This window comes from Paracidovorax avenae ATCC 19860, from assembly GCF_000176855.2.
Classification (GTDB): domain Bacteria; phylum Pseudomonadota; class Gammaproteobacteria; order Burkholderiales; family Burkholderiaceae_C; genus Paracidovorax; species Paracidovorax avenae.
Window position 1 is genome coordinate 3,051,872 of the sequence record NC_015138.1, and the last position, 19,218, is coordinate 3,071,089.

The 19,218-nt window shown below is 65.3% G+C and carries 16 protein-coding genes and 1 pseudogene; 4 read left to right on the forward strand and 13 right to left on the reverse strand.

Annotated features, from left to right (window positions below):
* Positions 1-32: 32 nt before the first annotated feature.
* The 8 genes and pseudogenes from ACAV_RS24640 to scpA all read right to left on the reverse strand — a co-directional run bounded on the left by ACAV_RS24640 (position 33) and on the right by scpA (position 7,725).
* Complete coding sequence (locus ACAV_RS24640; RefSeq protein ID WP_157768771.1) at positions 33-461, reverse strand: WapI family immunity protein; 429 nt, start codon at positions 459-461, stop codon at positions 33-35.
* 2 nt (positions 462-463) lie between these two features.
* Positions 464-1,138 carry a hypothetical protein gene (locus ACAV_RS24645; RefSeq protein WP_157768772.1) on the reverse strand — a complete coding sequence of 225 codons (675 nt, stop codon included), beginning with the start codon at positions 1,136-1,138 and terminating at the stop codon, positions 464-466.
* Positions 1,139-1,389: 251 nt separating this feature from the next.
* Positions 1,390-1,644 (reverse strand): annotated as a pseudogene (locus tag ACAV_RS13395) (biotin carboxylase N-terminal domain-containing protein); the annotation flags it as partial.
* A 1-nt stretch (position 1,645) separates the two neighbouring features.
* Positions 1,646-2,386 carry a hypothetical protein gene (locus tag ACAV_RS24650; protein WP_013595111.1) on the reverse strand — a complete coding sequence of 247 codons (741 nt, stop codon included), beginning with the start codon at positions 2,384-2,386 and terminating at the stop codon, positions 1,646-1,648.
* A gap of 15 nt (positions 2,387-2,401) precedes the next feature.
* Complete coding sequence (locus ACAV_RS13400; protein ID WP_013595112.1) at positions 2,402-3,934, reverse strand: acyl-CoA carboxylase subunit beta; 1,533 nt, start codon at positions 3,932-3,934, stop codon at positions 2,402-2,404.
* A 73-nt stretch (positions 3,935-4,007) separates the two neighbouring features.
* Complete coding sequence (gene meaB / locus ACAV_RS13405; RefSeq protein ID WP_013595113.1) at positions 4,008-5,030, reverse strand: methylmalonyl Co-A mutase-associated GTPase MeaB; 1,023 nt, start codon at positions 5,028-5,030, stop codon at positions 4,008-4,010.
* On the reverse strand, positions 5,027-5,455 hold the full coding sequence (locus ACAV_RS13410; RefSeq protein ID WP_013595114.1) for a GNAT family N-acetyltransferase: 429 nt from the start codon (positions 5,453-5,455) through the stop codon (positions 5,027-5,029). The genes meaB and ACAV_RS13410 overlap by 4 nt, the downstream gene beginning before the upstream one ends.
* A 101-nt stretch (positions 5,456-5,556) precedes the next feature.
* A complete protein-coding gene (gene scpA, locus ACAV_RS13415) occupies positions 5,557-7,725 on the reverse strand; it encodes a methylmalonyl-CoA mutase (RefSeq protein ID WP_013595115.1) in 2,169 nt (722 codons plus the stop codon).
* Positions 7,726-7,864: 139 nt separating this feature from the next.
* On the opposite strand from scpA, the gene ACAV_RS13420 reads away from it, so the two are divergent.
* Together ACAV_RS13420 and ACAV_RS13425 are read left to right on the forward strand one after the other, a co-directional pair.
* A complete protein-coding gene (locus ACAV_RS13420) occupies positions 7,865-8,500 on the forward strand; it encodes a GntR family transcriptional regulator (RefSeq protein WP_013595116.1) in 636 nt (211 codons plus the stop codon).
* 229 nt (positions 8,501-8,729) lie between these two features.
* Positions 8,730-10,868, forward strand: a complete 2,139-nt coding sequence (locus ACAV_RS13425; RefSeq protein WP_013595117.1) for a sensor domain-containing diguanylate cyclase — start codon at positions 8,730-8,732, stop codon at positions 10,866-10,868.
* A 24-nt stretch (positions 10,869-10,892) separates the two neighbouring features.
* Here ACAV_RS13425 and ACAV_RS13430 read toward each other — a convergent pair whose 3' ends face one another.
* The 5 genes from ACAV_RS13430 to ACAV_RS25105 all read right to left on the reverse strand — a co-directional run bounded on the left by ACAV_RS13430 (position 10,893) and on the right by ACAV_RS25105 (position 18,135).
* Entirely contained in the window at positions 10,893-14,048 is a 3,156-nt protein-coding gene (locus ACAV_RS13430) for a CusA/CzcA family heavy metal efflux RND transporter (RefSeq protein ID WP_013595118.1), read from the reverse strand.
* 8 nt (positions 14,049-14,056) lie between these two features.
* The gene (locus ACAV_RS13435) at positions 14,057-15,334 is read right to left on the reverse strand and encodes an efflux RND transporter periplasmic adaptor subunit (RefSeq protein WP_013595119.1); all 1,278 of its coding nucleotides are present in this window, start codon (positions 15,332-15,334) and stop codon (positions 14,057-14,059) included.
* Positions 15,335-15,339: 5 nt separating this feature from the next.
* Positions 15,340-16,650, reverse strand: a complete 1,311-nt coding sequence (locus tag ACAV_RS13440; protein ID WP_013595120.1) for a TolC family protein — start codon at positions 16,648-16,650, stop codon at positions 15,340-15,342.
* 51 nt (positions 16,651-16,701) lie between these two features.
* Positions 16,702-17,082, reverse strand: a complete 381-nt coding sequence (locus ACAV_RS13445) for a hypothetical protein (RefSeq protein ID WP_013595121.1) — start codon at positions 17,080-17,082, stop codon at positions 16,702-16,704.
* A 234-nt stretch (positions 17,083-17,316) separates the two neighbouring features.
* Positions 17,317-18,135 carry a hypothetical protein gene (locus ACAV_RS25105; protein WP_244875467.1) on the reverse strand — a complete coding sequence of 273 codons (819 nt, stop codon included), beginning with the start codon at positions 18,133-18,135 and terminating at the stop codon, positions 17,317-17,319.
* A gap of 226 nt (positions 18,136-18,361) precedes the next feature.
* Here ACAV_RS25105 and ACAV_RS13455 point away from each other — a divergent pair, with 226 nt between their 5' ends.
* Together ACAV_RS13455 and ACAV_RS13460 are read left to right on the forward strand one after the other, a co-directional pair.
* Complete coding sequence (locus ACAV_RS13455; RefSeq protein ID WP_013595123.1) at positions 18,362-18,703, forward strand: hypothetical protein; 342 nt, start codon at positions 18,362-18,364, stop codon at positions 18,701-18,703.
* Between the two features lie 16 nt (positions 18,704-18,719).
* Positions 18,720-19,211: a DUF4189 domain-containing protein gene (locus tag ACAV_RS13460; RefSeq protein WP_013595124.1), complete on the forward strand. Its 492-nt coding sequence runs from the start codon at positions 18,720-18,722 to the stop codon at positions 19,209-19,211.
* The last annotated feature ends 7 nt before the right edge of the window (positions 19,212-19,218 follow it).

A 19,218-nucleotide genomic window follows, 5' to 3' on the forward strand; every position in this document is an offset into this window, starting at 1 on the left:
TGCTTGGCAAATTTTCTTTCAAACAAAATCTATCATCCGCGAAATTCAAGCATCTCGTCCAATGCCTCAATCCAACGGGGCAAGTAGCTTTGATCAAGGCCGAATGATCCTTGAAGCGTCGGACCATCGGGAGAATTCTTCAGAGTGTAATGCGCAAAAATATGTCCCACAGAATTAGCAACCGACATGGTCAGAGAAAAATTAGGTTCGACGCCCGAGAAGGTTATGGAGTCAATATCCCTTCCCCCATAAGCCAGTGACTCATAAAACCGAGAAATATTGCTTCTGAATTCAGCAATCTCAGAAGGCATAGCCAGCCAATTGACCCTACCACTGAAATTTCCGTCCATTACTTTAACATCCAATTTCAGCCAATCCATGTATGGTCCGCCATTCCCTTCCGTTTGACGGGACAAAGGCTCCATGCTGAATTTCAAATCATCGAAGTCGATATCTAGCATGATCACTTATACAAAAAATGGGTGATTGTCCAGTCAGACTCCCGAACCACAACCTCTAGATTATATTTTTGAGGTATGTATCTCACTTCGGATCGCCCATTGATCATCACCTTAGTTTTACGTAGCTTGAGCATTTCCGCACGGTACATGAACAACCCCTTTACCCCTTGAGGATCAGCTTTTCTTGCTCCAAATCTGATGGCCGCGCTGAGGATGTGCAGTGGCACATACCGACCTGGCTCCAACATATGCCGTGCAGCCGTTTCTGTAAATTTCAACTGCGTCGCGCTAGGCGAGAGCAATTTTTGGGTCAGCAGTCGGGCAAACCTCTGCATCATGGCGGCGCCAGCGGTAGTGACTCCTGTTACCCCCCTTTTACGAGCTATCCAACCCAACCGGCCGATCTTTAAGACAACTCCACCAATGATTAAGACATCGAGAGGATCAACCAGGGGCTCCTCTAACGGAAGCTCTTCCATTGCAACCACATCACCGAGGTAGTTGTATATATGCCATACGCCCCGAGCGCCCTCATAGGCGTAACCGATACAACCGCCCATGCGTTCGTCAACGATCGCATTGGCTTCCCTTGGCACGGAGGGCGGACGAATCTCAAAAACATCCTCCAAGCCGGGTGGAACAGCATGTGGAACAGGCCTTCCTACCTCTTCCGTCACTCGATTTTCTTGCAAACCACTGCCCTCATATACTTATCAATTATTGAATTGCGAAAAATTTCTTACGAGTCTGTGCCGCAGATTTTCAATCTCATTATTTCCGTATCATCAGGAGGCTGCGGCAAGGCGTTTACGGGCCTCTTGCTACAGGATCACGTCGATGGATCCCCTGGCTGCTGGCCACGAAATGGTTGACAAAAAGTTCGAACTCTCGCGCGGCGAGCCTTTTTGCGTCGGTCAAATGATCCGATCAGGAAGTAGTGGCCGGGATAGATCGACTGAGCGCCGATCTGCTTCGCGGCCGCGATGATCCGGTCGGCAAGCAGGTACGACTCACGCGAGGGCGCCGCGCTAATGCGCACGGCCTCGTAGACCAGCTTCACGTGACGGGGTTCCTTGTCGGCATCGGAATACACGCCCACGGTAGCGATGTCCCTGCGGCGGGTGGTGGCGATCACGCGGCAGGCGATTTCGCCGCGGTTGGCAATGAGGACTCTTTTAAACATTTCAAACCTTTGTCGTTCGATTTATTAAGTCAATCGCCAAGTTAAGAAGATCCTGAGCCTCGTCAATGTCGTACATCTTGTCGGGATGCTGCGTTGGATTGCGGAAATTCTTTCTAATATGGCGGGATTGCTCCATATATTCGTCAGAAGGTTTGTTTGGAAGAGATTTCAGCTTATTCTCATAGTCTCCCCAGGTTCCATTGCCTGGCACAACAGCATCCCCTGATAATTTTCGATATAAAGCCGCGACTATGCTTTCGCAGGCACGCATAAGATGGAATGCTGCTGCGGTTGGGCATTCCAAAACAATACATTTGCATGCTTGCCTCAAATCAAACCGGACGATCTCATCCAAGTCCACAAAGACATCTTTTGCAAAAAGGCTACCGACGTCGTTTAATAATTTATCTGTGCTATACCTCTTTTCAACAATGGCGAAAAGCTTTTGGCTTTCAGACTCTGCTCGGATGGTGGGGAATAACTTGCTCATCTCTGTGGAAAGCCTGTCTAGCGCATCACCAATTTTCTCATTGGGCGAATTTTTCTCCAAATCATCCCAGACAGGCTTCATCGTAATCGAAAAAACCTTCTTGGAGATTTTGTAATCATTTTTCGCCAGGAAATCTTCAATTGTGACGAAATACTTCTTTATATTTTTGTATTTGCTTTCAGCTCCGGCCAACTGCAAGGCCTTGAAAGCTTGACCAAACCTAAACAGTTCTTGAGGGTCCTGAGCTCGCATCTAGGCACCTCTCATTTAAAGAGGAATGTTCCCGTGCTTGCGCCACGGGTTCTCGATCTTCTTGTTCTGCAGCATGACCAGGCTGCGACAGATGCGCTTCCTCGTTTCGTGCGGCAGGATCACGTCGTCGATGAAGCCCCGGCTGCCCGCCACGAAGGGGTTGGCGAAACGGGCCTTGTACTCGGCCTCGCGCGCGGCCAGCTTGGCGGGGTCGTTCTTGTCCTCGCGGAAGATGATCTCCACGGCGCCCTTGGCGCCCATCACCGCGATCTCCGCGTTGGGCCAGGCCAGGTTCACGTCGCCACGCAGGTGCTTGGAGGCCATCACGTCATAGGCGCCGCCATAGGCCTTGCGCGTGATCACGGTGATCTTGGGCACGGTGGCCTCGGCATATGCGTACAACAGCTTGGCGCCGTGCTTGATGATGCCGCCGTATTCCTGGCTGGTGCCGGGCATGAAGCCGGGCACGTCCACGTAAGTCACGATGGGGATGTTGAAGGCATCGCAGAAGCGCACGAAGCGCGCCGCCTTGATGCTGGACTTGATGTCCAGGCAGCCCGCCAGCACCAGCGGCTGGTTCGCCACGATGCCCACCACCTGCCCGTCCATGCGGCCGAAGCCCACGACGATGTTGCGCGCGTAGTCGGGCTGCAGCTCGAAGAAGTCGCCGTCGTCCACCGTCTTGGCGATCAGCTCCTTCATGTCGTAGGGCTTGTTGGGGTTCTCGGGCACCAGGGTGTCCAGGCTCAGGTCCTTGCGGTCGGCCGGGTCGGTGCTCTTGCGCACCGGGGGCTTCTCGCGGTTGTTGAGCGGCAGGTAGTTGTACAGGCGCCGCAGCATCATCAGCGCCTCCACGTCGTTCTCGAAGGCCATGTCGGCCACGCCGCTGCGCGTGGTGTGGGTGACGGCGCCGCCCAGCTCCTCCGCCGTGACCTCCTCATGCGTCACGGTCTTGACCACCTCGGGCCCGGTGACGAACATGTAGCTCGAATCCTTCACCATGAAGATGAAGTCCGTCATGGCGGGCGAATACACGGCGCCGCCCGCGCAGGGGCCCATCACCATGCTGATCTGCGGGATCACGCCCGAGGCCATCACGTTCTTCTGGAACACGTCCGCATAGCCGCCCAGGGACGCCACGCCTTCCTGAATGCGCGCGCCACCCGAGTCGTTCAGGCCGATCACCGGGGCGCCGACCTTCATGGCCTGGTCCATGATCTTGCAGATCTTCTCGGCATGCGCTTCCGACAGCGCGCCGCCGAACACGGTGAAGTCCTGGCTGAAGACGAAGACGAGCCGGCCATTGATCATGCCGTAGCCCGTCACCACGCCGTCGCCGGGAATCTTCTGGTCCTGCATGCCGAAGTCGGTGCAGCGGTGCTCGACGAACATGTCCCATTCCTCGAAGGTGCCGTCGTCCAGCAGCAGCTCGATGCGCTCGCGCGCGGTGAGCTTGCCCTTCTTGTGCTGCGCCTCGATGCGCTTCGCGCCGCCGCCCTGGCGGGCCTGCTCGCGCTTTTTCTCCAGCTGTTCCAGGATGTCTTGCATGGTCTTCCTTCCAACGATCCGTGAAGTTGTCTGTGCGATGTCCGTGTGGCGCCCGTGGCACGCGCGGGGTTGGTCAGGGGGGTGCGAACCCACCCGCCTGCAGCAGGCTGCGGGCCGCCGTCGATGCTGCGACGCGCCCGGCGAGCACGTCCTCGCGCAGGCCCGGCAGCATCGCCTGTACCTGCGGCTGCGCGCGGAACGCCTGCTTGAGGCCTGCGTCGATGCGCTCCCACATCCAGGACTGCGCCTGCTGCCGGCGCCGCGCCGCGAGATGCCCGTTGGCCGCCTGCACGCGCCGGTAGTCGTCCACCGCTGCCCAGAAGGCGTCCACGCCGCGGCCCTGCAGCGCGCTGATCTGCAGCACGCGCGGGTGCCACAGCGCCGTGTCGTGCCGCGCATGCCCGGGGTGGCCGTGCTGGCTGAACAGCCGCAGGCTGGAGGTGATCTGCGCCTCGGCGCGCGTGGCGGCATGGGCGTCGATGTCGGCCTTGTTGATGGCCACCAGGTCCGCAATCTCCATCACGCCCTTCTTGATGGCCTGCAGGTCGTCGCCGGCATTGGGCAGTTGCATCAGCACGAACATGTCCGTCATGCCCGCCACGGCGGTCTCGCCCTGGCCCACGCCCACCGTCTCCACGATCACGATGTCGTATCCGGCCGCCTCGCAGACCAGCATGGCCTCGCGTGTCTTCTCCGCCACGCCGCCCAGCGTGCCGCTGGAAGGGCTCGGGCGGATGTAGGCCTGCTCGTGCACCGACAGGCGCTCCATGCGCGTCTTGTCGCCGAGGATGGAGCCGCCCGACACGCTGGAGGACGGATCGATGGTCAGCACCGCCACGCGATGGCCCTGCGCGATCAGGTACAGGCCCAGCGCCTCGATGAAAGTGGACTTGCCCACGCCGGGCACGCCGCTCAGGCCCAGGCGGAAGGCCTTGCCGGTGTGCGGCAGCAGCGCGGTGAGCAATGCGTCGCCCTGCGCGCGGTGGTCGGCGCGCGTGGATTCGAGCAGCGTGATGGCCTTGGCGATGGCGCGGCGCTGCACGGGGCCGGGCTCGCCCGTGATGCCGGCCAGGAGCGGATGCGGGGGGGCATTCATGGCCGCGCTCCCCGGGCAGGGCCGTCCCACGACGGGCTCCAGCGGTACTCCAGGTCGAAAGGCTCCTCGGCCACCAGCCGGAAGCCGTGGCGCAGGTAGAAGCGGTTGGCGTCGCTGCCCTTGAGCGCGCACAGCGTCACATCACAGCTGCGCTCAAGGGCCTGCGCCTTGACCCAGGCCATGGCCCAGCTGCCGGCGCCTGCGTTCTGCGCGCCCGGCCGCAGGTAGAGGTGGTGCAGCCGCAGCGTGCCGTCGGCCGCGCGCGGCAGCAGCGTGAGGTAGCCGATGCGCTCGCCGTGCCGCACGATGTGGCGCATGCCTCCGGGCACGAAGGCATCGCGCAGCCGCTCCCGCACGCGCACCGGATCGAAGCGGCCCAGCCGCTCCAGGCTCTCGCGCAGGGCCTCGGCCCGCAGCTCGGCCATGGCGGCAAAGTCTCCTTCGGAGACGGCCTCCCAGCCCAGCCCGGAGGGTCCGGGCGGTGGTGAAGACGACGAGGCGACAGGCATCGCGGGCGCACGCATCCTCAGGCGGCCACGGCCTTGCGGATCTGCTCCAGCACATCCTTCGCACTCGCCGGGATCGGCGTGCCCGGGCCGTAGATGCCCTTCACGCCCGATTCATAAAGGAAGTCGTAGTCCTGCTGCGGGATCACGCCGCCCACGAACACGATGATGTCGTCGGCGCCCTGTTCCTTCAGCGCCTGGATGATGGCCGGCACCAGCGTCTTGTGGCCCGCCGCGAGCGTGGAGACGCCCACGGCGTGCACGTCGTTCTCGATCGCCTGGCGCGCGCATTCCTCGGGCGTCTGGAAGAGCGGCCCCATGTCCACGTCGAACCCCAGGTCGGCAAAGGCCGTGGCCACCACCTTGGCGCCACGGTCGTGGCCGTCCTGGCCCAGCTTGGCGATCATCACGCGCGGGCGGCGGCCCTCGCTTTCCGCGAAGGCGTGGATCTCGCCCTTGAGCTTTTCCCAGCCCTCGGCCGAGTCGTAGGCGGCGGCATAGACGCCGGTCACCTTCTGCGTATCGGCACGGTGGCGTCCGAATACCTTCTCCAGCGCGTCGCTCACCTCGCCCACCGTGGCGCGCAGGCGGATCGCCTGGATGGACAGCTCCAGCAGATTGCCGGTGCCGGATTCCGCGGCCGCGGTCAGGGCATCCAGCGCCTGCTGCACTGCCGCGCCATCGCGCGTGGCACGGATGCGTTCGAGCCGCGCGATCTGTCCGTCGCGCACCTTCATGTTGTCGATCTGCAGGATGTCCACCGGGTCTTCCTTGGCCAGGCGGTACTTGTTCACGCCCACGATCACGTCCTTGCCGGAATCGATGCGCGCCTGCTTCTCCGCGGCAGCCGCCTCGATCTTGAGCTTGGCCCAGCCGGAGTCCACCGCGGCGGTCATGCCACCCATGGCCTCGACCTCCTCGATGATCTTCCAGGCGGCATCGGCCATGTCCTGGGTGAGCTTCTCCATCATGTAGCTGCCGGCCCAGGGGTCGATCACGTTGGTGATGTGCGTCTCTTCCTGGATGATCAGCTGCGTGTTGCGTGCGATGCGGGCCGAGAACTCGGTGGGCAGCGCGATGGCCTCGTCGAAGCTGTTGGTGTGCAGGCTCTGCGTGCCGCCGAACACGGCCGCCATCGCCTCGATGGTGGTGCGCACCACGTTGTTGTACGGATCCTGCTCGGTGAGCGACCAGCCCGAGGTCTGGCAGTGCGTGCGCAGCATCAGACTCTTGGGGTTCTTCGCGCCCGTGCCTTTCATGATGCGGCACCACAGCAACCGCGCCGCGCGCATCTTGGCCACTTCGAGGTAGAAGTTCATGCCGATCGCCCAGAAGAACGAGAGCCGCCCGGCGAACTCGTCCACATCCAGGCCCGAGTCGATGGCCGTCTTCACGTACTCCTTGCCGTCGGCCAGCGTGAAGGCCAGTTCCAGCGCCTGGTTGGCTCCCGCCTCCTGCATGTGGTAGCCGCTGATGGAGATGGAATTGAACTTCGGCATGTTCCGCGCCGTGTAGCCGATGATGTCGCCGATGATGCGCATCGAGGGCTTGGGCGGGTAGATGTACGTGTTGCGGACCATGAACTCCTTGAGGATGTCGTTCTGGATGGTCCCGGAAAGCTGGTCCTGCCGCACGCCCTGCTCTTCGGCCGCGACCACGTAGCCGGCCAGCACGGGCAGCACGGCACCGTTCATCGTCATGGAAACGCTCACCTTGTCGAGCGGGATGCCGTCGAAGAGGATCTTCATGTCCTCCACGCTGTCGATGGCCACCCCGGCCTTGCCCACGTCGCCGGTCACGCGCGGATGGTCGCTGTCATAGCCGCGGTGGGTGGCGAGGTCGAACGCCACCGAGACACCCTGCCCGCCCGCGGCCAACGCCTTGCGGTAGAAGGCGTTCGATTCTTCCGCGGTGGAGAAGCCCGCGTATTGCCGGATCGTCCAGGGCCGCACGGCATACATGGTGGCCTGCGGGCCGCGCAGGTAGGGCTCGAAGCCCGGCAGGGTGTTGGCATGGGGCAGGCCCGCCACGTCCTCCGCCGTATAGAGCGGCTTGACGGTGATCCCGTCCGGCGTGACCCAGTTCAGCGCGGAGACATCGCCGCCCGGTGCGGACTTGGCCGCCGCCTTCGCCCAGGCGGCGAGATCGGCGGGCTGGAATTCGGGCGGGGGCGTCTGGCTGCTGCTCATGGATGGCTCGCGTCGGGGATTTGCTTGTCGATCGGAGGTTCCGCACCGCCTTGTCTCCGGGCAGCGCGGGAAGCAAAGACTAGTCTAGCCGATTCCGTAATTATTAATTCATCATTTTTATGTCGTACCATTCCGCGCCATGTCCATTGCCCCGCTCACGCCGCGCCCGCTCTACGAGGAGGTGGCGGAGCAATTGCGACAGCGCATCTTCCGGCGCGAACTGGAGCCCGGCAGCTGGATCGACGAGCTGAAGATCGCGGAGGAATTCGGCATCAGCCGCACGCCGCTGCGCGAAGCCCTCAAGGTGCTCGCAGCCGAAGGTCTCGTGACGATGAAGGTGCGCCGCGGCGCCTACGTCACCGAAGTGTCCGACAAGGACCTGCGCGACGTCTATCACCTGCTGGCGCTGCTGGAGAGCGATGCCGCCCGCGTGGTTGCTGAAAGCGCCACCGATGCGCAACTGCGCGAACTGGAGGCGCTGCACGCCGAGCTGGCCGCGAGCGTGGACGACCGGGACCGCTTCTTCGGCGTGAACGAGCGGTTCCACATGCGCCTGCTCGAACTGGCGGACAACCGCTGGCGCAACCAGATGGTCGCCGACCTGCGCAAGGTCATGAAGCTCAACCGCCACAACTCCCTGCTGCGCCAGGGCCGCATTGCGGAGTCGCTGCGCGAGCACGCAGGCATCCTGGGCGCACTGCAGGCCCGGGACGGGGACCGCGCCGCGGCCGCGATGCTGGACCATTTCAGCCAGGGACTGCAGGCCGCGGCCTGATCGCCCCATCTCCCTAGGCCCGGTGGCTGACGCGGACCTTGCCGCGTCGCGTGCATGCAAGCCGCGGCACGGGATATTGCGGCGATGACTTGTCGCGAGGCGGCGCTCCCCGCATCATTGGGGACAGAGAGCGAAAAAGCAACGCCGCCTGCGATGCGGACGGGGCACCGCCGGCGGCACGCCCGAGGAGGCCTGCCGCCATCGCAGACACCTGGGAGGAGCCTTGCGCATGCTGGAACTGGAGCGTTTCTTTCTTCTGGACGGGGCAGACGGCCTGCCCGCGGGGGCCTTGCTCGCCGGCAGCCACGATCCCGCGCTCGTCGCCCTCTCGGTGGCCGTCGCGGTGCTGTCCTCCACCCTCGCGCTCTACCTCTCCGGCCAGGCCCGCGGCGCCCAGTTCACCTCGTCGCGCGTGCTCGCGCTGGCCAGCGCCGGCGTGGCGCTCGGCGCAGGCATCTGGGCCATGCATTTCATCGGGATGCTCTCGTTCACGCTATGCGCCGCGGTGCATTACGACGTGGCGCTCACGATGCTGTCGATGTTTCCCGCGATGTGCGCTTCGTGGCTGGCGCTGTCGCTGCTGGCGCGCCCCGACGTGCGGCCGCGCCAGCTGGTGCTCGGCGGCATGCTCGTGGGCGCGGGCATCGGCACCATGCACTACATGGGCATGGCGGCCATGCGCATGGCCCCGCTGCTACGCTATGACCCGCTGTGGTTCACCGCCTCGCTGGTGGTCGCGGTGGCGCTGGCCAATGCGGCGCTGTGGGTGCGCTTCATGCTCATGCGGCGCATCGGCATGGCGCCGTGGAAGGCCAACCTGCTCGGCGGTGCCATCATGGGCTGCGCGATCTCGGGCATGCACTACACCGCCATGGCCGCGGCCCGCTTCGTCGGCACGGCCGAGCCGGGCGGCGGCGAAGGCCGCGAATGGGTGCAGATGCTCGCGCTCACCGTGACCCTGGTGACCGCCTGCGTGGGCCTGTTCGCCGGCGCGGTGAACGGATTCGTCCTCTACCGCGACCTCTACCGCAAGGTGCGCCGCAGCGAGTCGCGCCTGCGCGCGCTGGTGGACACGGCCGTGGACGGCATCATCACCATCGACGGGCGCGGCATCGTCCAGAGCTTCAACCAGTCGGCCGAGCGCATCTTCGGCTGGACCGCCGGCGACGTGCTGGGCCGCAACATCCGCATGCTGATGCCCTCCCCCGACAGCGAAGCCCACGACGGCTACCTCCAGCGCTACCTGGCCACCGGCGAGGCCCGCATCATCGGCACGGGCCGGGAGGTGGTGGGCCTGCACCGCGACGGCAGCGCCCTGCCGCTGCGCCTGTCCATCGGACGCGCCAATGCGCCCGACGGCCCGCTGTTCGTCGGCTTCCTGATCGACCTGCGCGGCGTGAAGGAGGCCGAAATGCGCCTGGGCATCGCCGCCAGCGTGTTCGAGCACAGCTACGAGGCCGTGCTGATCCTCGACTCGGACCACCACATCGTGGATGCCAACCCCGCGTTCGAGCGCATGACCGGCATCTGCCGGCAGGACCTGCTCGGCACGCCGGTGGAACAGCTCTATCCCGGCTCGGAAGACGCCCCGGAGGACGGCTCCGCGGAAGACCGCACGCCGGAACGCCCCCGTTTCGCGGCCATCTGGCGGAACATCCAGTCGCAAGGGTACTGGCAGGGCGAGATCCTGGGCCGCGGCCTGGGCATCGCCATGCCGCAGCGCATCTCCATCGCCAGCGTGCTGGGCAAGGAAGGCCATCCGCACCACTACATCGTGGTCATCAGCGACATCAGCCAGATCAAGGCGCACGAACAGGAGCTGCAGCACATCGCGCTCTACGACAGCCTCACCGGCCTGCCCAACCGCCGCCTGCTCGCGGACCGCCTCGTGCAGGGCATCGCGCAGGCGCAGCGCAGGCGCCAGCTCCTGGCCGTGTGCTATCTCGATCTGGATGGGTTCAAGCGCGTCAACGACCAGCACGGCCATGCCGCCGGCGACCAGCTCCTCATCGAGGTGGGCCGGCGCATCCAGTCCCAGCTGCGCGCGGAAGACACCCTCGCCCGCCTGGGCGGCGACGAGATGGTGGTGCTCATCAACGGCCTGCAGACCCCCGGGGACTGCAGGCCCCTCATCGACCGCATCCTGCACGCCGTGCGCCAGCCCGTGCCGCTGCCCAAGGGCCAGGGCTTCGTCTCGGCCAGCATGGGCCTGAGCTTCTACCCCCTCGACGGCGACACGCCCGACCTGCTGCTGCGGCAGGCCGACCATGCGATGTACGAGGCCAAGCAGGATGGCAAGAACCACTGCCGGCGCTTCGGGAGCGACACTGCCGATGCGCCGGGCGGGGGCGCCTCCAGGGCCGATTGACGCAAGCGAGGTTGCGCCCCGCCTTCAGTTCGCGAATTCCCGGCCGCCGTTGCCGGCCATGCCGCCACGGCGGTGCGCCATGCTGTAGATCAGCGGGAGCACCAGCAGCGTCAGGACGGTGGAAGACAGGATGCCGCCGATCACGACCGTCGCCAGCGGACGCTGCACCTCCGATCCCGTCCCGGTGGCCAGGGCCATGGGAATGAAGCCGAGAGATGCCACCATGGCGGTCATGAGCACCGGCCGCAGGCGTTGCACCGCGCCGGTCCGCACGGCTTCGGGCAGCGGCATGCCCTCGTCGCGCAATTGCCGGATGAACGACAGCATCACCAGGCCGTTGAGCACCGCCACCCCGGAAAGCGCGATGAACCCGATGCCCGCGGAGATGGACAGCGGGATGTCGCGCAGCCAGAGTGCCAGGACACCACCCGTCAGTGCGAACGGTATCCCCGTGAACACCAGCAGGCCGTCCCGCGCGTTGCCGAACATGGCGAACAGCAGCACGAACACCAGGCCGAGCGATACCGGCACCACGATCTTCAGGCGGTTCGCCGCGGACTGCAGGTTCTCGAACTGGCCGCCCCATTCCACCCAGTAGCCCGAGGGGAGCGCGACCTGCCGGATCGCCGCCTGCGCCTCCGCCACGAAGGAGCCGAGGTCCCGCGAACGCACGTTGGCGCTGACGACGATCCGGCGCTTGCCGTTTTCTCGGCTCACCTGGTTGGGGCCCGGCGCGATGTCCAGGGAAGCGACCTCGCCCAGCGGGATGAACGATGCCGCGGCAGTGCCGTTCCTCGGCAGGGCGACGGGCAGCCGGCGGATCGCCTCCAGGTCGGTCCGGACGTTCTCCGGCAGGCGGACCAGGATGTCGAAGCGGCGGTCGCCTTCGAACATCGTGCCCGCGCGCCGGCCGCCCACGGCCGTCGCCAGGGTGGCCTGCACATCCGCGATGTTCAGGCCATAGCGCGCGGCCCTGGCGCGGTCGATGCCCACGGTCAGGACGGGAAGGCCCGTGGTCTGCTCGACCTTCACCTCCGAAGCGCCGTCCAGCCGCGCGAGCACCGCTGCCGCTTCGGCCGCCGTCCTGTTCAGCACGTCCATGTCGTCGCCGAAGATCTTGACCGCGACGTCGCTGCGGATTCCGGAGATGAGCTCGTTGAACCGCAGCTGGATGGGCTGTGAGAACTCGTAGCTGTTGCCGGCGATCTTCTCGACCTCCTCCTGGATGGCATCCCGCAGCTCCGCCGGGGTCCTGCGCGGCTCGGGCCACTCGCTCACCGGGTTCAGCATGATGTAGCCGTCGGAAATGTTCGGCGGCATCGGATCGGAGGCGATCTCCGCGGTTCCCGTCCGCGCGAAGACACGCCGGACCTCGGGGAATTTCGCCTTCACGGCGATCTCGATCTTCTGCTGCATCGCGACCGATTCGCTGAGGCTGGTGCCCGGAATGCGGATGGCCTGGATCGCGAGGTCTCCTTCGCTGAGGTTCGGCGCGAACTCGGTGCCCAGGCGGGTCGCCATGAGCCCGCACAGCACGATGGCCGCCATGGCCGCCGCGAGCACCACCAGCTTTGCGCCGAGCGCCCACTCCAGCAGCGGTTCATAGCGCGCGCGCAGCCAGGCCATCATCCGGTTTTCCTTTTCCGCGACATGCCTGCCGATGAAGAGCGCGACCGCGACCGGCACGAAGGTCACCGACAGGATCATGGCGCCGAGCAGCGCGATCACGACGGTGAAGGCCATGGGGTGGAACATCTTGCCCTCCACTCCCGCCAGGGCGAAGATCGGCAGATAGACCACCATGATGATGAGCTGGCCGAAGACCAGCGGGCGCCGGGCTTCGCGGGCCGCCTCGAACACTTCGGAGAACCGCTCCTTCAAGGTGAGCGCGCGCCCCGCGGCGTGCTGCGCATGGGCCAGTCGCCGGATGCAGTTCTCGACGATCACCACTGCGCCGTCCACGATGATCCCGAAGTCCAGGGCCCCGAGGCTCATGAGGTTGGCGCTGACTTTCTGCGAGACCATTCCCGTGAACGTGAAGAGCATCGCCAGCGGAATGACCATGGCGGTGATCAGCGCCGCGCGGATGTTCCCGAGGAATGCGAAGAGCACGGCGATCACCAGGAACGCCCCCTCGAGCAGGTTTTTCTTCACCGTGGCGATCGCCTTGTCCACGAGCACCGTGCGGTCATAGACCGTCACGGCCTTCACGCCCGCGGGCAGGGTCCGGTTGATTTCCTCCATCTTCCGGTCCACGGCCTGCGACACCGTGCGGCTGTTCTCTCCGATGAGCATGAACACCGTGCCGAGCACCACTTCCTTGCCATTGTCCGTGGCGGCTCCGGTGCGCAGTTCCCTGCCGACGATCACCTCGCCCACGTCGCCGATGCGGATGGGAACGCCCGCCACGTTGCTGACGACGATGTTCCCCACATCCTCGATGGTCCGCACCTGGCCGGGCGCCCGGATCAGGTACTGCTCGCCGCGGCGCTCGATGTAGCCGGCCCCCACGTTCTCGTTGTTGCGCTCCAGGGCCGTGACGACATCGGCGAGCGTCAGGCCATGGGCATGGAGCTTTTCAGGACTCGGCGCGACCTGGTACTCCTTCGCGAATCCACCGATGCTGTTGATCTCGGTCACTCCCTTCACATTGCGCAGCTGCGGCTTGATGATCCAGTCCTGGACCTCGCGCAGATCGGTGGGCGTGTATTCCTTGCCGTCCGGGCGCCGCGCGTCCTCCTCGGCCTCCACGGTCCACAGGTAGATCTCGCCCAGGCCCGTCGAAATCGGTCCGATCACGGGGCTCACGCCTTCAGGCAACTGCTCGCGCGCCGCCTGGATGCGCTCGTTGACCAGTTGGCGGGCGAAATAGATGTCCGTGCCGTCCTCGAAGATCACCGTGACCTGCGACAGCCCGTAGCGCGACAGGGACCGGGTCTGCTTCAGTCCCGGCAGCCCCGCCATCACCGTTTCGATCGGATAGGTGACCCGCTGCTCCGTCTCCAGCGGGGAATAGCCGGGTGCCGCCGAGTTGATCTGCACCTGGACATTGGTGATGTCCGGCACCGCATCGATGGGCAGGCGCTGGTAGTTGTAGATGCCCAGGGCCGCCATGCCCGCGACGGCGAGCATCACGAGCCAGCGATGGGCGATGGAGAAATGGATGATTCGCTCGAACATGATGGATCTCAGTGTTCATGGCCCGAGGAGCCCTTGCCCTGCTGCGCCTTGACGACGAAGCTGCCCTTGCCGGCGTATGCGGTGCCGTCGGCCAGGCCGTCGAGGATTTCGACGCGCTGGCCATCCGAACGCCCCGTCTTCACGGGCCTCGCCTCGAACCCGCCGTCCACCCTCGCATACACGGTCGGGCGGTTCTCCACCATCTGGATCGCGTCCGCCGCGACGGTGACGGGGGCCGCCGTCTTCCCGGTGACCAGTTCCACCGTGACGAACAACCCGGGACGCCACGCCATCTCGGGATTCGGCAGCGTCACGCGCGCCGTGGCGGCGCGCGTCTGCTCGCCGATGAGCGCGCCGACATACGACACCTTCCCCGTCGCCTCATGCTGGAAGCCCGTCGCCTGGATGGCCACGGGCTCCCCGACCTTCACCAGCGGAAGGTTGGCCGCCGTCACGCTGATCTGGGCCCACACCGTGGAGAGGTCCGACACGGTGAACACATTCGCGTCTTCCTTCACCGACTCGCCCAGCGCGATGTGCTTCTCGACCACCATGCCGTCGAACGGAGCCCGCAGTTCAAAGCGCGCCAGGTCGCCAGAGACGGCTGTTGCGCCCAGGGCCCGCAGCTTCTGGCCGGCGTTGGCGACGGAGATCTCCGCTTCGTGCAGGACCTGCTCCGCCTGCAGTACGTCCTGCTGGGCCGAGATCCTGTCCTGAAAGAGCCTGCGCTCACGGTCCGCCGTGGTGCGCGCCAGCACGAGGCGCTTCTGTGCGGCCAGCAGTTCGCTGCGCTGCTCGGACAGCGCCACGCTGGAGATGACGGCCAGTACTTGACCTTTGCGTACGCGCTGCCCGAGATCGGCATTGACGCTCTCGACGACGCCAGCGACGCGGGGAACGACGTGTGCCGTGCGATCCTCGTTGAACCGGATTTCGCCGGGCAGCCGGGTGCGGGTTTCGATGTCGCCCGGCGCGCTCGTCTCGACCACCACGCCGGAGGACGCGAACTGTTCGTCCGAGAAGGCGATGAGGCCTTTTTCATGGCTCTCTTCATGGCCCTCTTCACGGCCATCCTCGTGGCCGTGTTGCTCGGGTTCCCCGGCATGGCCCTCGCCATGCTCGTCGGCGGGCCGCGCGACAGCCGCATGCCCGCCGGCGCCACCGGGTTGTTTCGCGGGCCGGAGGATGAAAACTCCGGCAATGGCCGCCAGAACAACGATCGCGACGGCCAGGATGACGTGCCGGCTCTGGGTCTTGCCGGCGGAAGTTTCAACACGGGATTGCATGGCGTTCAGGGCTTGGAGGGGTTCAGGAGGCCGGACGACGCATCCGTGACGTGGAGCAGGCGCTCCAGTTCGGCTGCGGCGCGGTAGGTATCGAGCAAGGCACGGAGGAACTGGGCCTGCGTGCCGACCAGGGTGCGCTGGGCATCCAGCGTTTCCAGGTAGCTGAACTTGCCCAGCTGGAAGCCCTGCGATGCAACGCGGTAGGCCTCGCGCGCGCCGGGAATCGCGTCCTGCTGCAGGGTCTGCGCTTCGGCCCGGGCCGACCGCAGCTGCTCGCGGACCTGGGCGATCTCCGACGCCAGCCGCAGCTCGGCCGCGTTCAGTTCCTCCCGGGCCTTCTCCTCCCGCGCCAGGGCTTCGGCGAGGTTGCCCTGGTTCCGGTCGAACAGCGGCAGAGGCACGGTCAGGCCCACGACGGCGGCCGTCACCCCGTTCTCCTGGCTGCGCTTGACACCGACGGACACCGCGACATCCACGACCTGGCGCGAACGCTCGAGTGCCACGGCAGCCTCGGCCCGTTCCCGCTCCAGCCGCGCACGCTGGAGTACCGGCGATGTGGCCATCCGAGCGAACACGGCCTCGTCGGCCAAGCCTTCTGCGGGCAGGTCCAGAGGGCCGATCAGCGTGGTTTCGCGGTGGCCCGTATCGCCCCAGAGGGCGAACAGCTTCTGGCGGCCGGCACGCAGCGCCCCTTCCGCCTGGGCCACCTCGGCCACCGCCGCGGCGCGCGCGACCTGCGCACGCGTTTCCTCCAGCGGGGCCACCTTGCCCGCCTGCACGCGCTTGCCGGCCATCTCCGCGTCGCCGGTGGCGAGCTGCAGCGAAGACCGCGCCAGCCGCAATCGCTCCTGGCCGACCAGCACTTCATGAAAGGCGACGACGACCTGGGAACGCACGTCCGCGCGGGCCTGCTCGATGTCGGCAGCAGCTTGCGCGCTGATCCGCTCGGCGACGGCCGCTCGGTGGGTCCGCTTGCCGCCGAGCTCCAGCGATTGCGTGACCTGGACGGTGGACGTTCGCCGCCCATGTTTGAAATCCTCCTGCTGGACGGACAGCTCGGGATTCGGGCGCAGACCGGCCTGCAGGACAGCGCCGCGCGTCGCGTCGAACTCGCGCTGCGCCACGGCGATGGCCGTGTTCCTTGCGAGCGCCAGTGCAATGGCTTCCGCCAGCGTCAGGGAACGGGCCGCCGGTTCAGTGGACGTGGATCCGGGCGGGGTGGTCAGGGGCTGCGCATGTGCGAGCGCAGGAAAGATGGGCAAGCCGGCCAGCAGGACGGAGCAGGCCGTTGCAATGAATGGTCTGGTATGGGACACCTGGGTCTCCGAAGTGAAGAAAACTTCGGTGGACCACAGGAGCGCAGTCAATCAGGCGATCATTCCCCCGCCGTCCACCGTCGATGGAGCGTGGAAGGCCCACTTGGGGCGCTCGATATCGTTGGCGGCGCCGGTGCCCTGGTGCCGGAGATGCCTGGGAACGACCCACGCATTCGAGGCCTGCTGCGCGGGGCACCGCGGGTTCCACAGGTCGCCGATCGACGAAGGTTGGGCGACGTTGTGGAATGGGCAGGGAACGCCGCGGTCTTCGGAGAAATGAAGGCTGCTCGCCCCGTCGGAGATTTTCTTCTGGGCCGAGGCGTACCCTGCCGCCACGGACCCGGCAGACGACGCCGACTCATGGAACTGCGCAGCCGTCCATTGGAGCGGCAGCAGCAACAGCATGAAGACGATGACGATCCGGCGAACCATTGTCAGGAGGGGTAATGCTTCGTTGGCGGCGAGAGTCCTTGGCAGGACGCTGCACAGGACTGCACTGAGCGCCGCGTGGCAGCGCTCCTGGGCAGGCGATTTTCGCGAGCGGATTCTAGAGTGTTTCGGCGGGTCCAGGACGCATCGCGCCGGCAGGCCCCGCCAGGAAGCCAGGCAGAACGGCAGGGCCAGTACCGACTGCACCGATCCTTATTTCGGAAAGTACTAGGCCGATCACGGCACCCTCTTTTGTGCCCCCTTGCGGCACAGGCCGATGTTCGTCCGGGCTGCGCGCACTATGTCCAGATAGCGCTCCGCCAGGGCAGGCGCCCAGCCATCCACCGCGGCATCATCGTCCTTTGCGGCATCCCCTGCATATCTGGCGAGCGTCGCCAGGCATTGCGCATGAAGTCCGTTGCGGTACTGCGTGATGGCCAGGTCGTTGCGGATGGCTCCCTCGTCTTCCCAGTCCAGCGTCACCGAACAGTTCTCCAGCACGGGAGACAGGATGGCGAGGGCCGCCTTGAAATTCCTGCGGTCATAAAGACGCTGGAAGGTGGCACGCGTGCGATCGACTTCGTCCCTGCCGCAACCCTCCTTCACCCGCACATAACGCCCTGCGAAACTCCCGTTAAAGCCGCAAAAATCCCTGCACTCGGCGAGGGTGGCCGCCTTGACATCGATCCCCTGCGCGCTGTGCCCAAAGCCCACCACGCAGGAAGAGCGCCCGCCGTCCTGCCTGGCAATGCCCTGGTCGCCGTCGATGCTTCCATCGAGCGTGCACAGGCTGTCCCCCGTCGTGCTTTCCAGCGAAAAAGTCACCTTGCCTTTCTCGCTCTGGATCAAAAGACGTCCCCAGCCCCACTCCGTCATGTACTCGCCCGGCTGCAACCCACCGCTTCCGGATGGCGACGGGCGCTCCGGGGGTTGCGGGCTGCCCGAAGGCTGCGCAGTGGCACCACCCGCACAGGCCGACCAGGACATGGCAAACACCACGGCGACCGGCGCAAACATCCGCGATACCGTCGGCCAGGGAAAGCGATGGGGTGGCATGGTAGTCATGGTCTCGGGCCATGATAAGACCGGGCTGCCCGTGCCCGGGGTAGCGACAGACCGCCCAGGCTGCCTGGGCACGCGGTGGATCTCTGTTGTATCTGGTTGCATCCACATCCAGCGCCCGGGTTCTAATGCCCACCTTCGACCGGCACATGCCGCGCAGCGCTGGCCCCGGGCCTGGCTTGTACAGCCCTACCGCAACCTGTTCACCGAGGAATTACAGATGTCCCACCTCTGCCCCATCCTGATGGCCTTGTTCACGATCGCCTGTGTGCCACTGGCGCAAGCACAGGGCGCCAGCGAATTCAACAAGGAGGCGATCAAGTCCACCGGCGAAGCCGCCGCGATGGCGTTCGTGTGCGGCAAGCTCAACCAGGCCCAGATCGATGCGCACAAGGAAAAGGCACGCCGGCTCTACCTTGCGGACGGCGTCTCCCAGGCGACCTTCGATGCCCTCTACAGCGAGGGTTTCAAGGAAGTGCAGGTCCAGGCGAAAGCCAGCCACGTGCAGGCAGGCAGCCCCCAGTGCCAGCTTCCCGCACCCGGTACAGCCAAGCAGGACTGAAGTGGAGAATCCGTCCATGAAATTCCAGGCGACCTGCCCGCTGCTTCTCGCCGCAGCCCTCCTGGCCTCGAACCTGCACGCCCAGACCGCATGCCCCTCGGGCGTGGCCGCGGGCAGCGCGCGTTGCGGTCCGAGCGGCGACAGCGGAGACAGCGCGCCTCCGCGGCCGACTGGCCACTGGGTGAAAACCTGGGGAGCCCTCGTGAGTTCCAACCAGGCGGGCGGCGCCTGGTCCTCCAAAGGCAGGGACTCGGAAGAAGACGCGCGCCAGGATGCCCTGAAAAGGTGCCAGGCCCAGGGCGCCTCCGACTGCAAGGTGGACGCGACGTTCTTCAACCAGTGCATTGCCGTCTCGGGCTCTACGGCCCAGCGTGGCGTTTTCACGAACACGGGAAAGAACAAGGAGGTCGCCGGCTCCCGGGCCCTCAAGGACTGCCAGGCCAGCGGTAGAGCGAACTGCGCCGTCGTGTTCGCAGAATGCACCGAACCCTACTTCGTAAAATATTAGCCCGCCG